Below are 14368 nucleotides of genomic sequence, written 5' to 3'. Positions count from 1 at the left end.
AATGTCCTTCCGGGGGTGCATTCCGGGTGGGTAGTTGCACTAGGCTGCCACCAAGTAACTCTCGGTATTCGCATGGGCCAGAGCTTTGCCTGTGCGTGTCGTCGCCACACGCCGCAACGGAGGGGTGCGTTGCCCGCGGGAAGCTACGTCGTGGAAGAGCAGACCACGGTTGACGTGGGTGCGCAGGACAGGGCCGACTTCTGGAGCGAGCACATCGCGTCGTACCAGTCCCGGATGGGCTACCGGTACGCACGGCTCGACGACTTCCACGGGGAGACGGTCCGCCAGCGCAGCGACACCTACCAGTTGGTCAGATACCGGTCCGACGAGATCGAGTACCACCGCACCCTGCAGCAGATCCGGCAGGACCCCGACGAGGACTACCGCTTCCTGGTCCCGCTCAGCGGGCGGATCGTCATGCGCTACGACGACGAGCAGGCGGTCGTCGGGCCGGGCTGCGGCACGCTGCTCAACTTCCAGACGCCCTTCCAGTGCCTCCAGGACGCCTCCGTCCGGGCGTTCATCTTCACCATCCCCGCACGCGAGATCGACGGACGGCTCAGCCGGACGTCGCCGACGGCCGCCGGTGTCGACCTGACCAAGGGCCTGGGCCGGGTGGTGAATTCCGTGCTGAACGACATGTACGAGGAGCGGTACTCACTCACCGACCCGGAGTTCGACGCCGTCGCCGACCGCGTCGTCGACCTGCTGTGCATGCTCGTGGTGGGCGACGAGCGCCCCGAGGCGCCGGGGCATCTGGCCCAGGTGGAGGCGATGGTGCGCCGCTACGCCCGCGCCCACGCCGCCGACCCCGGGCTCACCGGTACCTCCATGGCCCACGCGCTCGGCTGGTCCCTGCGCCAGATACAGCTGGCCCTGCAACGCGCGGGCACCACTCCGCGTGACCTGATACGCGAGGAGCGCCTGCGTCTGGTCCGCGATCGGCTCCAGTGCGGCAGCTGCGCGCACATGACGATCACGGAACTCGCCTACGCCACGGGCTTCTCCTCCGCCAGCGCGCTCAGCACGGCCTTCCGCCGGCGCTTCGGGGTGAGCCCCCGCGAGATGCGCCTCGGACCGCGCTGATCCCCGGTCCGCCGCCTCAGCGGGCGGCCGGACCGTGCGGGGAGTGCAGGGTCAGCCGGAGCCAGCTCGCCCAGCCGACCGGCTGCGGCATCCAGAAGCTGACGATGCGGTACAGCAGCGCCGCCGCGATCGCCTGGTCGGCGCGCAGTCCCTGGACGACGAGCAGCGCGCCGAGGCTGGCCTCGGCGATGCCGACGCTGCCCGGAGTCAGGCGGAGGCTGATGGAGATCTGGGTCAGTCCGTAGGCGACGAGGACGCCCCGCCACGGCACGTCGATGTCCAGGGCCCACAGGCAGGCGGTCAGGGCGGCGGCGTCGCACACCCAGTTCAGCGACGCCAGGGCGAACGGGCGGCCCCAGTGCCGCAGGCCGGGCTGGATGCTCTCGGCCTGGTGCAGTACCTCGGACAGCAGTTTCCCGAGCCGGCGCAAGGCCGGCCGGTTCCCGGCGACGCGGTTCCCGGCGTGCCGCATCACGCCGCGCGCGGCGGACGAACGGGTGAGCGCGACGGCCGACACGGTCACGGTGGCCAGCACCGCCGCCGACACGAGGATGACGGCGCGCAGTCCCGGGGCCGGTCCGGCGGGGTTCGCCACCAGCGCGCCCACGGCCAGCAGCGACGCGAGGGTCAGCGCGGACAGGGCGCCGGACACGGCCAGCATGGCGACGCCCAGCGCCAGGCCGATCTGCCGGCGGCGCAGCTGGCGGATCGCCCACGCCACGGACAGGGCGCTGCCGGCCGGGATGACACCGGCCATCGCGTTGGCCGCAAGCACGAAGGCCGTCATGGTGCCCAGGCCGGGCCGCACCACGGCCCGGCGCAGCAGCCACCGCTGCAGGGACGCCAGCGCGAGGAAGGACGCCGCCTCCAGCGCCACGGCCACCGTCAGCTTCACGGGGCTGACGCGAGCCAGGAGTTGGGAGGCGCCGGACAGCTCGTGCCGGTGCGAGGCGGCCGCCACGGCGGCGATGGCGACGAACGCCGTCAGGCCGGCCCACCAGGCCCACACCTGCCACCGCGGCCGTCCGGCCGCCGGCACGGCCCCGGACGGCCGGGCCGACACGGAGCCAGGGGCGTCCGGCGGCTCCGGACACCGTCCGGTCTCCCCGCCCGGCGCGTTCATCGTCCGGGTGGTGTGCGGCGAGTGGCCGGCGGACGCGGCGGCCGATTCCGGGCGGCGGCCGGTGCGTGCCGGGGCGGCGCCGCGGGCCGGGCGGCGCCCACGACGGCCGGCAGCCGTCGACGTCGTACGGCCCCCGGTGGCCTCCCGCGACGGCCGGAACCGCGACGGCCGGAACCTCGACGGCCAGGACCCTGGAGGTCCGCGCCGGGGCGGCTTGGACCGGGGTGGCTCGGGCCGGGCAGGTGGGGACCGCGGGGCTCCGGGCTGCCCGGGGCCGGGCCGGGCTGGACGGGGCGTGTCATGGCGCGGCCTTCGGAGGGGTGCCGGGCCGGTTGCGGCCCGGGCCCGGACCCGGGTCGGGGGCGGGCCGCGCGTGCGCCGCGGTGTCGGACGCGGACGACCGGCCGGTGGACCGGTTCCGGCCCGGCGCGGGCGCGGGTCCGGCCGGCTCCTGGCCGCTTCGATGCGCGGCGGCCTCCTTGGTCACGGACACGCGGCGGGGCGCGATGGTCTCGCCGGCAGGACGCGCACTCGGGGGCTCGGTGCCCAGCAGCCGGTAGACGGCCGACCCGTCGACGGTCTCCTCCACCAGCAGCACATCCGCCAACTGCCTCAGCTGAGAGCGGTGTTCGGTCAGCAGGCCGATGGCCCGCCGCTCGGCCTCGCGCAGCAGCCGGGCCACCTCGCCGTCGATGGCGGCCTGGGTGGCCTCCGCGAAGGGGCGGCTGCTCATGGGCGTGCCCGAGCCGCCGAGGAAGACCGAGCCGCCCTGCGGGTATCCCACGGGACCGACCTCGGGCGACAGCCCGAACTCGCGCACCATCTTGGTGGCCAGCTCGGTGGCTCCCGCGAGGTCGTTGGCGGCCCCGGTGGATCCCTGGCCGAGCACGACCAGCTCGGCGGCGCGGCCGCCCAGCCGTACCGCGAGGGTCTGCGTGAGATAGTCCTCCCCGTACAAGTGGCGCTCCACCAGCGGCAGTTGCTCGGTGACGCCGAGCGCCTGCCCGGCGGGCAGGATGGTGACCTTGGCGACCGGGTCCGCGCTCGGGGACAGGGCGGCGACCAGGGCGTGCCCGGCCTCGTGGACGGCGACGGCCTCCTTCTCCGCGGGCAGCAGGACGTTCGAGCCCTCGCGGCGGCCGAGCAGGATCCGGTCCCGGGCCGCGTCGAAGTCCCCGGCGGAGAGGATCTCCCGGCCGTCGCGCACGGCGACGATGGCGGCCTCGTTGGCGAGGTTCGCGAGGTCGGCACCGGAGAAGCCGGGCGTCCCGCGCGCCACCACGTCCAGGTCGGCGTCCGGCCCGAGCCGCTTGTCCTTGCAGTGGACGGCGAGGATCGCGGCGCGCTCGGCCAGGGTGGGCAGCGGGATGACGGTCTGGCGGTCGAAGCGCCCGGGCCGCAGCAGCGCGGGGTCGAGGACCTCCGGCCGGTTGGTCGCGGCCAGCACGACGATGCCCTCGGACGCCTCGAAGCCGTCCATCTCGGACAGGAGCTGGTTGAGGGTCTGCTCGCGCTCGTCGTTGGAGACGACCGAGCCGGCCGCGGCGCGCCGGCCGCCGAGCGCGTCGATCTCGTCGACGAAGACGATCGCGGGGGCGCGCTTGCGGGCTTCGGCGAACAGGTCCCGCACGCGGGCGGCGCCGACACCGACGTACATCTCGACGAAACTCGATCCGGCCACCGACAGGAACGGCACGTCCGCCTCGCCCGCGACCGCGCGCGCCAGCAGTGTCTTGCCGGTGCCGGGCGGGCCGACCATCAGCACACCGCGCGGTGCCATGGCCCCGGCCCGGCGGTAGCGCTCCGGCCGCCGCAGGAAGTCGACGACCTCGGCGATCTCGGACTTGGCGCCCTCGTAGCCCGCGACGTCCGCGAACGTGGTGCTGGGCCGTTCCGCGTCGAACACCTTCGCCTTGGACTTGCCGACCCCGCCCAGCGCCCCGCTCATCTGCGCGGCCCCGCCCTTCGACAGGCGCCGCCAGAACCAGATGATCAGCAGGAACGGGCCCAGCAGCAGCATCCAGGACAGCAGCTGGGAGCCGAACGACGGCGAGGAGGACGACCGGGACGCGGTGACCTCGACCTTCTTCTTCTCCAGCCGGTTCAGCAACTGGTCGCCGGCGAGCTGCACCGGGACGACGGTGGTGAAGCCGTCGCCGTCGGTGAGGGTGCCGCTGGCCTTGCCGTCGCTGTCGATCGTCACGGACTTGACCTTGCCGTGATCGACGTCGTCGACGAACTGCGTGTAGGTCAGGTTCGTCTTCTCCGACCGGATCGAGCCGAGCTGCGGCAGCGCCACCCACATCCCGATGACGAGGATGATCGCGAGCGGCCACAGCCAGTGCCGCCAGGCAGGCGGAGGCGGCGGCGCGGTCGGCGTCGGCCGGTCGCCGGGCGGCGGTGACTGGGCCTGCTTGCTCATCAAAGGCTCCGTACGGTCTGGAACACGGCCGGCCTCCACTGTCCGCCCGCCCCGCGTCACGCAGTAGGGACCTTCCGCCCTGCGGCATGGGGCCACCATTCCTCCGGGCTTTCAGTGTCCTCCACATGCTCCGGGAGCGGCGGGCCGCGCCGGCCCGGCCCGCGGTGTTGTACGCGGCCACGTCCGGCCGCCTCAGGCGGCCGTGAGCCGGTCCAGCTCCTCGCGGATGGCCTCACGCAGGGCGTCGTGCCGGGGGCCGAGCGCGTACCGGGCCGCGCGCCACCGCTCGGGCGGGTACAGCCATACCGGCCTGCCCGCCAGCTCGGCCGGCTCCCAGGCGAAGCGCGGCCACACATGGGCGTGGAGGAACGGATCGGTGTTCCCCAGGATCTCCAGGTTGACGCGGCGGAAGGCGGGGTCCAGGCGGGCGCAGGCACGTTCTACCGCCTCGCCGAGCCGGTCCATGTCGGAGAGGAAGGCCGACCGCCTGGGCCGGGGGAGGTCCGAGAGCCGTTGTACCGCGGGATCGTCCACCAGGAGCACCGAGTAGCCCGGCAGGAACTGGACGTCCCCGATCACCGCGAATCCGGCGTCCAGCCTCCGCAGCACCGTCGGATTCGTGCCGCGGAGCGCGCTGCCGATCCGGTCACCGCGCCAGTCGTCCCTGCGCCGGTCGTCCCCGTGCCCGTCGCCACCCATGGACGCGATCCTGCCACCCCTCCGGCGCGCGGTGGAACAGCCTCCGCAAGTGCTGGCCTGGTGCACGGCCGTGGTGGCCGCCCTCGCAGTCGGCGCGCTCGTCATGGCCCGCCGCGCGCCGCTTCTCCTGACGCGGAGCCGGCGCGGCCGCCCTCCGTGCCGTGGTACGGCCGGACACCTCCGCCTCCGTGACCGGCACCCACCCGTGTGCCCGGCCACGGAGGTCCGCGGCCCGCACCCGCTCGCGCTCCCGCATCCCCGCGCACGACCCCGCCCGGCGCCCCGTGACCGGGCTCATGGCGTGTCCGTGCACGGGTGCGCCCGGCCGCCGCGGTCCGGCGGCCGGGCGCGAACGGTCCGGCGGGACGATCAGCCGGACAGCCGAACGGTCGAACCCGGCCGAACGGCCGAACGGCCGAACAGCCGAACGGCGGAACGGCGGAACGGCGGAACGGCCGAGCAGTCGATCAGCCGAGCAGTTGATCAGTCGATGTCCGAGGCGTAGCGCCTCGACCTGCTCTGCCGTGTCCCGCTCGACTCCGCGGCCCGGACCGCCGCGCTGGCGGCCAGTGCCAGCAGCAGGGCCACCGCACCCGTGATGACGTTGCTCACGATCGTCTTGGTGGTGCTGGCGTTGCCGGCCACCACCCAGGGCGCCACGATGGTCCACACACCCAGGGCGCAGGCCGCCCAGGCCATGCTGTGGGTGCGTTCGTAGGCACGGCCGAACCCGCTCATCGTCAGCGCGTAGCCGATGCCGACCAGAAGGTTGGTGACGGCCAGCGTCGAGATGCCGTTGAAGCCGACGATCCAGGGAGACGCTGCGAGGTACAGGCCGGTGAGAAGTGCCAGCGACTCGACGGCCTGCCCCCGGGGCGTGCTGGTGGTGCGCTCGGCCATCTCGTGACGGAGCCGCATGTCGACGATGTCGGGATGCGTCTCCATCGATGACCTGGGAGATGTTGCCATGATGCTCACCTCTGAAGGGTGACGGTGTGTGTGCATGACCACGGGTAACCACGCGGGCCCGTCCGAACCGCCGTTCCCGGCGGCGACAGGCCGGGCCGCCGGGTCCTCGTACCCTGGTCGGCGTGTCAGCCAGCCGTCTCCACCGTGTCGCCGTCCTCGTCCTCGAAGGGGCCAAACCACTCGACGTCGGCATTCCCGCCCAGGTGTTCACGACGCGCAGGAGCATGCCGTACGAGGTGAAGGTGTGCGGCGCGGCGCCCGGCCCGGTGACCGGCGGGGACGGGCTGTCGTACTACGTCGCCGACGGTCTCGACGCGCTGGAGTGGGCCGACATCGTCTTCGTCCCCGGATACCGGTTCCCCGACCGTGACGATCCGCCGCGGGACGTCGTCGACGCGCTGATCGCCGCGCACCGGCGAGGGGCACGGCTCGCCGCCATCTCGACCGGTGCTTTCGCGCTCGCCGCCACCGGCCTGCTCGACGGCCGGCGCGCCACGACGCACTGGCACTACACGCGGGCGCTGGCGGCGCGCCACCCCCTGGTCAACGTGGACGAGAACGTCCTGTTCGTCGACGAGGGCAGCGTGCTCACGTCAGCCGGTGCCGCCTCGGGCATCGACCTGTGCCTGCACATCCTGCGCCGCGACCTCGGCGTGGCCGCCTCCAACCACGCCGCCAGACGCCTGGTCGCCGCCCCCTACCGCAGCGGTGGCCAGGCACAGTACGTGCCGCGCAGCGTGCCCGAGCCGCTGGGCGAGCGGTTCGCCGCCACCCGCGAGTGGGCGCTGCACCGGCTCGGCGAGCCGCTCACCCTGGAGTCGCTGGCCCGGCACGCGGCGGTGTCGCCGCGCACGTTCTCACGGCGGTTCGCCGAGGACACGGGGTACACGCCCATGCAGTGGGTCATGCGCGCCCGTATCGACCTGGCACGCGAGCTGCTGGAGTGCTCGGAGCGGAGCGTGGAGCAGATCGCCGCCGACGTCGGTCTCGGCACCGGCGCCAACCTGCGACTGCACTTCCAGCGCATCCTCGGCACCACCCCCAGCGAGTACCGGCGCACCTTCACCCAGGGCGAGTAGCCCGGCCCCACCCGGGGCGAGCAGCCGGGCCCCACCCGGGGCGAGCAGCCGGGCCCCACCCGGGGCGAGCAGCCCGGCTCCACCCGGGGCGAGGTGGTCCGGCTTCGTCCGGGGCTGGCGAGATCCTTGCGAACCGTGGCGATCACGCCGCTGTCCCGCGCGGGTGCCGCGCGCGAGCCTGGGGGCGAAACGAAGGGACAACATTCATGACTCGCATCGCCATCAACGGATTCGGCCGCATCGGACGCAACGTGCTGCGCGCCCTGCTCGAGCGCGACAGCGCCCTCGAGGTCGTCGCCGTCAACGACCTCACGGAGCCCGCCGCCCTCGCGCGCCTGCTCGCGTTCGACACGACGTCCGGCCGGCTCGGCCGCCCGGTGAGTGTCGACGGGGACGTCCTGGTGGTCGACGGCCGGCGCATCAAGGTGCTCGCCGAACGCGAGCCGGCACAGCTGCCGTGGGCCGAACTCGGCGTCGACATCGTCCTGGAGGCGACCGGCCGCTTCACCTCCGCCAAGGCCGCGCGGGCCCACATCGACGCGGGGGCGAAGAAGGTGCTCGTCGGCGCCCCGTCCGACGGCGCCGACGTCACGCTCGCGTTCGGCGTCAACACCGACGCCTACGACGCCGAGCTGCACACGATCGTCTCCAACGCCTCCTGCACGACCAACGCGCTCGCGCCCCTGGCCTCGGTGCTCGACCAGCTCGCCGGCATCGAGCACGGCTTCATGACCACGGTCCACGCCTACACGCAGGAGCAGAACCTGCAGGACGGCCCGCACCGCGACCCCCGCCGCGCCCGCGCCGCCGGCGTCAACATCGTGCCGACCACGACGGGCGCCGCCAAGGCGATCGGCCTGGTGCTGCCCGGCCTCGACGGCAAGCTGTCCGGCGACTCGATCCGCGTGCCGGTGCCGGTCGGCTCGATCGTCGAGCTCAACACGACCGTCGCCCGCGACGTCACGCGCGACGAGGTGCTCGCCGCGTACCGCGCCGCCGCCGAGGGGCCGCTCGCCGGCATCCTCGAGTACTCCGACGACCCGCTGGTCTCGTCCGACATCACCGGCAACCCGGCCTCGTCGATCTTCGACTCGGCGCTGACCCGCGTCGACGGCCGCCACGTGAAGGTCGTCGCCTGGTACGACAACGAGTGGGGCTTCTCCAACCGCGTCATCGACACCCTGGAACTGCTCTCCGCCCGCTGACGGACCGCCGCCGGTACTACCCGCCCGGCGTCCCCGCGGCCGGCGACCCCGTGTCGACCGGCCGCGGCCGGTGGATTCCCGGTGCTCCCGGCCGTTTGGCCCGGGCGGTACCGGGAATCCGCGCGTTCGGCGGCGGAGGGCGCGCCGGGAGCCGTGGCGCGGGATGTGGTTCCGGCGCTCCGGGCCGCGTGAGATCGTGGTGCCCGGCGACGACCATGGGGAGGTGCAGGGCGGAACCCGAGGCGCGCGGACAGACCGGCGGCGCCGCGCACGCGGCACGACGGACGCGCGGGGCCCGTCCGACGCATCATGAACGCGATCCGGACGACGAGTGAGACGGAGCCGGACGGCTCCGGCGCGCACGCCGCGTCGGCGCGCGCGCTGGCCCGGCTCGCCCTGCTGTGCCTGGCCGGTGCCGTCGCGGCCGTGGTGGCCGGGGCGGGACAGTGGCTGATCCTCCTGCTCGGCCTGGCCGGGCTGGCGCTGGCCGGTGCGGGCCTGTGGTGGGCGCTGGCGCACCGCGGGCCGGTGCGCCTGCTCGGCGCGGTGCTGGCGCTGGCCTCACCGGTGGGTGTGCTGGTGCTGTACGCGGTGTCCGGGCTGTGGGTCGTGGCCGTCAGCGCGGTGCTGGCCTGGGTGGCGGCGCTGGCCTGCGCCCGCGGCGCGCTGCGCCGGCTGCGCACCCCGCACGGCATGCACTCCCGCTCGGCCCGCCCGCCCCGCAGACCGGTGCTGATCATGAACCCCCGGTCGGGTGACGGCAAGGTCGGCCGGTTCCGGCTGGTGGAGCGGGCGGAGGCACTGGGCGCCCGGGTGATCCTGCTCGACCTCGACGCCGACCCCGACCCGGTGGCACTGGCGCGGCAGGCGGTGGCCGAGGGCGCGGACCTGCTCGGCGTGGCCGGCGGCGACGGCACGCAGGCCCTGGTGGCGGCGGTGGCCGCCGAGCACGGCCTGCCGTTCCTCGTCGTGTCCGCCGGGACCCGCAACCACTTCGCCATGGACCTGGGCCTGGACCGGGAGGACCCGGCCCGCTGCCTGGACGCCCTCACGGACGGGGTGGAGCTGCGGGTGGACCTCGGCGACGTGGCCGGACGGCCGTTCGTCAACACGGTGTCGTTCGGGACGTACGCGGAGATCGTGCAGAGCCCCGAGTACCGCGAGGCCAAGGCCGCCACCGCGCTCGGCCAACTGCCCGACCTGCTCGGCGGCGAGGCCGGCACGGTGCTGCACGTACGGGCGGACGAGGAGCGGCTGAAGGTGCCGCAGACGCTGCTGGTCAGCAACAACCCCTACGCGCGGGCCGACCCGCTGGGCGGCGGGCGCAGGCCGCGGCTGGACGGAGGCCGGCTCGGTGTGATCGCGGTCTGCGTCGAGAGCGCGGCGCAGGCCGCCGAACTGGCCCTGCGCGGTGAGCGGGCCAGCAGCGTGACCTCGCTGACGGCGCGCCGTGTGGTCGTCGAGGCCGAGGCCGAGCTGATTCCGGTGGCCGTCGACGGCGAGGCGCTCACCCTGCCGCCGCCCGTGGTGTGCACGGTCCGGCCCGGTGTGCTGCGGATACGGGTGCCCCGGCACCGTCCCGGTGCGCCCTACGTCGCACCGTCGGTGGACTGGCGCCGCGTCGTCCGTCTCGCGCTCGGCCGTACCCCCCTGCCCCTCCGGAAGAAACAGGAACAGACCGATGACTGACAGCCGCCCGCAGGTCCACCGGGCACGGCACCGTCTGCTGCGCGACCTGGGCGCCCTGGACCAGGCGCTGTACGAGGCCGTGACGGTCACCGAGACGCCCACCCTCGACTCCGCCCTGCGGCGGCTGTCCGCGGCGGCGGACCACTCCAAGATCTCCTTCGTAGCCGCCGCGACGATGGCGCTGTTCCCCGGTCGGCCGCGCCGTGCCGCCGTGCTCGGGCTCGCGGCCGTCGGCGTCGCCTCGGCGACGGCCAACCTGCTCGGCAAGCGGCTGGTACGCAGGCGCCGACCGCACCGCGCCGAGGACTCGCCGTTCCCGGGGCGGCACGTGCCGATGCCGGCGTCCGCGTCCTTCCCGTCGGGCCACACGGCCTCCGCCGTCGCCTTCGCGGCGGCCGTGGGGCCCGCGTTCCCGGCCGTCGCCGTGCCGTTCGGCCTGCTGGCCTGCGCGGTCGGCTACTCCCGCGTCCACACCGGTGTCCACTATCCGGGTGACGTCATCGCCGGCGCCGTCCTGGGCACCGGGGCGGCGGCCGTGGTCCTCGGCGCCGCCCGCCACGAGGTGCACGGGCGGCACGTCGCGGTCCGGTGACCCGGGCCGCCCCCCGGCCGCCGGCCCGCGCGGGCGCGTCAGTGCCCGTGGCCCCCGCGGCCCCCGTGACCCCCGTGTCCGTCGGCCAGCCGTTGCAGCACCGCCTGTGCCATGGCCTCCTCGCCCTTGGCGTTGGGGTGGGCCGGGGCCGCCGGTGAGGTGGGCCGCAGGGGCTCGATCCAGCGGTCCGCGGGGGACTTGCACATGTCATGGCCGACCGTGGGCCCGTACGTGTCGACGTAGTCGGCGCGGTTGAGCCCGGCCACCAGGCGCAGCATCAGGTTGAGGCGCTTCTCGGTGTCCTTCAGGTAGCCGAAGTCCTTCGCCGCGAACGGCACGGTGGGGAAGCAGCCGCTGCCGTCGTCGGGCAGCAGGTCGGGGTATCCGACGACGAGCACGCGCGCGTGCGGGGCCCGGTCGTGCACGGCCCTGAGCACCCGGGCCACCTTCGGCGCCGTCTCCAGCACGGCCAGCGCCAATTGGTCGGTGCCGGAGGAGGTGTAGTGGCGCCGGCACGGGTCGCCGGTGAGGTCGGAGGTGCTCAGCCCGGCGCAGGTGGCGATGATGGAGCCGAACCCGACGTCGTTGCCGCCGATCTGGACCGTCACCAGGTCGGTGTCCCGCCGCACGGCGTCGAGCTGGGGCCCGTTGCCGCCCTGCGGTTTCCACATCTCCTCGGTGGTCGCCCCCGCACAGCTGACGTCCTCGAAGCCGGCCACGGACCGCTGCGCCGCCACCAGCGAGGGGTAGTTGTGGTCGGAGCGGGCGCAGTCGGCGTCCACCTGCCGAGGTATGAGCGGCCCGGAGGTGTAGGAGTCGCCGAGGGACACGTAGTGCGTGCCGCGGCCCGTTCCGGGGCCGTGCGCCGCCGCCGGCGCGGTGAGCACCAGGACGAGGGCGCAGCCGCTCGCCGCCGCCGCGGCGACCCTGGTACGACGGCGGCCCGACGTGGGTGCGGCTGATGGAGTGTCACGCTTCAAGAAGAGCCTCCTGATGAGAACCGGCGGGCAGGTCGAGGCCCGCCTGGCCGTCGCCTGTTCGACCGGCCTTGTATACCGGCGGGTAGCGGCCGCGGGCCAGAGGGGTGCGGCAGCGAGTCGGCCGCTCATGACACCGCCGACGCCGACCACGGTCAGCGGCGGCGTCGACGCACGCCGGGACCGGGGGAAGAAGCGGGCGCGGCCGGCCGTTCAGCGGACGTCGGCGACCGAGAAGACGCCCGGCTCGGTGACCGCGTACAGCACCCCGCCCACCCTCAGCGGCGGCAACTCGCTCGGCGTCAGCTCCTCGAAGGAACGGCCCTCGGTGTCGAAGGCGGGAGCCGTGCGTCCGATCTCCTCGCCGGTCCGCGGATCAAGGGCGAGCACGCTGGTGTCCGGCAGCAGGACGTACAACCGGTCCCCGTGCACGGCCGGTTCGCTGAACACCCGCAGGCTGCGCGAACTGGTCCACAGCGGCTTGCCGCGCTTCAGGTCCAGGGCGAGCAGCGTCTCGTTGTCGTAGTCGAAGACGTACATGACGTCGCCGTGCACCAGCGGCGGGGCCTCCGGCGTCACGCTCCACGGGAAGTCGATCCGGCGGATGGCGCCGTCGCCGAGGTCCTGCGCGTACAAGGCCGCGGAGGACCCGGTGCCGCCCTCCCAACGGGCGTAGTACGCCGTGTCGTCGTGGACCGTGGCGAGCCACAGGTCGCCCTGCGGGGCCTTCAGCGTGCGCAGCGTCCGGCCGGTGCGCGCGTCGAGACGGGCGATCCCGCCCGAGCCGCCGCGCAGGTCGGCGTAGAGGATCCCGCGCGACCCGGCGTGGAACGGGTTCGCCGAGCCGGAGGTCAGTTTCCGCCGCCACAACTCCTCGCCGGTGCGCGGCTCGTAGGCGGCATAGCGTGCGGTGTCGGAGGGCCCGGGCTGATCCAGCCGCACGAGCAGGACACCACTGAGGTACGCGTACGTGCCGACCGGGCCGTCCAGATGCCACAGCCGCTCGCCGGTGCCGGCGCCGAAGGCGTCGATGCCCTCGGAGCGGTCGGCGGCGGCCGCGTACACCACGCCGTCGTGGACGACGGGGCGGCTCAGCGAGAAGGTGTGGGGCTGGGCGCCGACCATGGGTTTCGTCCAGTCCACGCGGCCCGTGGCGGGGTCGAGACGCATCAGCGCGACCCGCGGGGAGGAACAGAAGACGCCGAGCGTGCCGGGCGTGCACGCGGGGCCGATGCCGGAGTTCTCGTCGGCGTCGGCCCGCGGGTCGTACCGCCACGGCTTCCAGCCGGACGGAACGTCACGGGACGCCGCCCGCGCGTCGGCCGTACCGCCCGTTCCGGCCGCGCTCGTGGGCGCGTGGTCGCTGCGGACCGCCATCGCGGCGGCCGCCGCCAGGACGGCCGCCGCCGCGAGTGCGGCCCACAGTTTCCCGCGGTGCCGTCGCCGTCCCGGCGGCCCGGACTCGGGGGAGGGCGGTGCGGGGGACGCCGGCGGCACCGTCGGCGTGGTCACCGGTCCGGGGGAGGGCCGTGCACCGCGTTCGCGGGCGGGGTCCCGGACCGGCCCGGGCCCTCCGGCGCCGTCTTCCCGGCCCGGCAGCCGCGGCGGCAGCGCGGTCAGCATCTCGAGGGCCTCGCCCGACGTGGGCCGCCGCTCCGGTTCCTTCGCCAGACAGGCGGACACCAACGGCCGCAACGGCACCGGCAGTCCGTCCAGCCGGGGCTCGCTGTGCACCGTGTTGTACGCGGCGAGATAGGCGTTCTCCGCCTCGAACGGGCTGCGCCCGGTGGCCGCGTACACCAGCACCGCGCCCAGCGCGAAGACGTCCACGGCCGGGCCGACCTCGCGCGGGCGGCTGAACTGCTCCGGCGCCATGAACGGCGGCGAGCCCATCACGATCCCGGTCTGGGTGCGCACGTCGCTGCTGGCGGCACGCGAGATGCCGAAGTCGATGACCCGCACCGCCCCGTCCTCGCTGCCGCCCTCCAGCAGGAGCACGTTGCCCGGCTTGAGGTCCCGGTGCACGACCTCCGCGCGGTGGATCTCCCGCAGCGCCTCGGCGAGTTCGGTGCCCAGGCGGCGCAGCGACGGCCAGTCCAGGGGGCCGGAGTCGGTGACACGGTCGGCGAGGGTGACCCCGGGGACGAACGCCGTCGCCATCCACGGCCGTTCCGCGTCCGCGTCGGCGTCGACGACGGGCGCGGTGAACGCGCCGCTGACCCGCCGCGCCGCCGCGATCTCCTGCCGGAACCTGGCCCGGAACTCGGCGTTGTCCGCGTACCTGGCGTGGACGACCTTGACGGCGACGGCCCGTCCCGACACCGACCGGCCCAGGTAGACGACGCCCATGCCGCCGGTTCCGATCCGCGCCTCGATCCGGTACCCGCCGACGGACCGCGGATCGTTCTCGCGCAGGGTCACCGCATCTCCTTCACCGGCCCGGGGCGGGTCCGCGCGGCCTCGAATGGCATGGACCGCTCACTCTACTGGCCCGCGTACGAAGCGACTTCGGTGAACAGGCGGCGGC

The 14368-nt window shown here is 74.5% G+C and carries 11 protein-coding genes; 5 read left to right on the top strand and 6 right to left on the bottom strand.

Features of this window, described 5'->3' with window-relative positions; translation table 11 throughout:
- Positions 1-129 precede the first annotated feature (129 nt).
- Positions 130-1086 (top strand): AraC family transcriptional regulator, encoded by a 957-nt coding sequence (locus VKA29_RS32400; RefSeq protein ID WP_324789589.1) that lies wholly within the window; start codon positions 130-132, stop codon positions 1084-1086.
- A 16-nt stretch (positions 1087-1102) separates the two neighbouring features.
- On the opposite strand, the gene VKA29_RS32395 is transcribed toward VKA29_RS32400, so the two are convergent.
- The 4 genes from VKA29_RS32395 to VKA29_RS32380 form a co-directional block, all read right to left on the bottom strand.
- Positions 1103-2149 carry a YbhN family protein gene (locus VKA29_RS32395; protein WP_324789588.1) on the bottom strand — a complete coding sequence of 349 codons (1047 nt, stop codon included), beginning with the start codon at positions 2147-2149 and terminating at the stop codon, positions 1103-1105.
- A gap of 358 nt (positions 2150-2507) precedes the next feature.
- A complete protein-coding gene (gene ftsH / locus VKA29_RS32390; protein WP_324789587.1) occupies positions 2508-4631 on the bottom strand; it encodes an ATP-dependent zinc metalloprotease FtsH in 2124 nt (707 codons plus the stop codon).
- A 192-nt stretch (positions 4632-4823) separates the two neighbouring features.
- Complete coding sequence (locus tag VKA29_RS32385) at positions 4824-5330, bottom strand: diadenosine tetraphosphate hydrolase (RefSeq protein WP_324789586.1); 507 nt, start codon at positions 5328-5330, stop codon at positions 4824-4826.
- Positions 5331-5813: 483 nt separating this feature from the next.
- Positions 5814-6299, bottom strand: a complete 486-nt coding sequence (locus VKA29_RS32380) for an SPW repeat protein (protein WP_420718615.1) — start codon at positions 6297-6299, stop codon at positions 5814-5816.
- 122 nt (positions 6300-6421) lie between these two features.
- On the opposite strand from VKA29_RS32380, the gene VKA29_RS32375 reads away from it, so the two are divergent.
- The 4 genes from VKA29_RS32375 (at position 6422) to VKA29_RS32360 (ending at position 10864) form a co-directional block, all read left to right on the top strand.
- A complete protein-coding gene (locus VKA29_RS32375) occupies positions 6422-7378 on the top strand; it encodes a GlxA family transcriptional regulator (RefSeq protein WP_324789585.1) in 957 nt (318 codons plus the stop codon).
- Positions 7379-7584: 206 nt separating this feature from the next.
- Positions 7585-8583 carry a type I glyceraldehyde-3-phosphate dehydrogenase gene (gene gap / locus VKA29_RS32370; RefSeq protein WP_324789584.1) on the top strand — a complete coding sequence of 333 codons (999 nt, stop codon included), beginning with the start codon at positions 7585-7587 and terminating at the stop codon, positions 8581-8583.
- Between the two features lie 309 nt (positions 8584-8892).
- Positions 8893-10272, top strand: coding sequence for a diacylglycerol/lipid kinase family protein (locus VKA29_RS32365; RefSeq protein WP_324789583.1), 1380 nt, complete (start codon positions 8893-8895; stop codon positions 10270-10272).
- On the top strand, positions 10265-10864 hold the full coding sequence (locus tag VKA29_RS32360) for a phosphatase PAP2 family protein (protein ID WP_324789582.1): 600 nt from the start codon (positions 10265-10267) through the stop codon (positions 10862-10864). Before VKA29_RS32365 ends, VKA29_RS32360 begins: the two co-directional genes overlap by 8 nt.
- 38 nt (positions 10865-10902) lie before the next feature.
- On the opposite strand, the gene VKA29_RS32355 is transcribed toward VKA29_RS32360, so the two are convergent.
- Together VKA29_RS32355 and VKA29_RS32350 are read right to left on the bottom strand one after the other, a co-directional pair.
- Positions 10903-11844 (bottom strand): SGNH/GDSL hydrolase family protein, encoded by a 942-nt coding sequence (locus VKA29_RS32355; protein WP_324789581.1) that lies wholly within the window; start codon positions 11842-11844, stop codon positions 10903-10905.
- A gap of 210 nt (positions 11845-12054) precedes the next feature.
- Positions 12055-14262, bottom strand: coding sequence for a serine/threonine-protein kinase (locus VKA29_RS32350; RefSeq protein ID WP_324789580.1), 2208 nt, complete (start codon positions 14260-14262; stop codon positions 12055-12057).
- Between the last annotated feature and the right edge of the window lie 106 nt (positions 14263-14368).

This window comes from Streptomyces sp. H51 (genome assembly GCF_035656535.1).
In the GTDB taxonomy this organism is placed as follows: Bacteria; Actinomycetota; Actinomycetes; order Streptomycetales; family Streptomycetaceae; genus Streptomyces.
Note: the sequence above shows the minus strand (reverse complement) of the source record. Positions and strands in the feature narration are given on the sequence as shown.

Excerpts from the sequence above, each read along its gene's own strand:
- ftsH (WP_324789587.1), bottom strand. The coding sequence starts at position 4,631 with ATGAGCAAGCAGGCCCAGTCACCGCCGCCCGGCGACCGGCCGACGCCG.
- VKA29_RS32385 (WP_324789586.1), bottom strand. The coding sequence starts at position 5,330 with ATGGGTGGCGACGGGCACGGGGACGACCGGCGCAGGGACGACTGGCGC.
- VKA29_RS32380 (WP_420718615.1), bottom strand. The coding sequence starts at position 6,299 with ATGGCAACATCTCCCAGGTCATCGATGGAGACGCATCCCGACATCGTC.
- gap (WP_324789584.1), top strand. The coding sequence starts at position 7,585 with ATGACTCGCATCGCCATCAACGGATTCGGCCGCATCGGACGCAACGTG.
- VKA29_RS32365 (WP_324789583.1), top strand. The coding sequence starts at position 8,893 with ATGAACGCGATCCGGACGACGAGTGAGACGGAGCCGGACGGCTCCGGC.
- VKA29_RS32360 (WP_324789582.1), top strand. The coding sequence starts at position 10,265 with ATGACTGACAGCCGCCCGCAGGTCCACCGGGCACGGCACCGTCTGCTG.